The 331-nt window shown below is 68.6% G+C and carries 1 protein-coding gene; it reads right to left on the minus strand.

The genetic code is table 11. From position 1 onward, the window contains the following. Positions 1 to 331: AMP-binding protein (locus FXF52_RS41350; RefSeq protein WP_148805100.1), on the minus strand; the 331-nt coding region annotated here is incomplete at both ends.

The following is a 331-nucleotide window of genomic DNA, read 5'->3' on the forward strand; positions in this document are numbered from 1 at the left end:
GCGGTCGCCCCCGAACGGATCGGCGATGAACCGCTGCGTGTTCAGCTCCGGCCGATTCAGGTAGCCGCGGGCCACGCCGGGGCCGCCGACGTAGATCTCGCCGGCCACCCCGATCGGCACGGGGTGCTGGTTTCGGTCGAGCAGGTGGATGGTCAGGTCGGCCAGGGGCACGCCGACGCGGTTGGGTGCGCCGGGCATCAGGTCTTCGGCCACGATCTCGTAGAACGTGGAGTGGACTGTGGTCTCGGTGATCCCGTACATGTTGTAGAGCCGGGGCGACGACAGGCCGAAGCGGTCTACCCACGGCGCCAGCGCGGGAATGTCGAGCTTT

It is taken from the genome of Micromonospora sp. MP36, assembly GCF_008119785.1.
In the GTDB taxonomy this organism is placed as follows: domain Bacteria; phylum Actinomycetota; class Actinomycetes; order Mycobacteriales; family Micromonosporaceae; genus Micromonospora.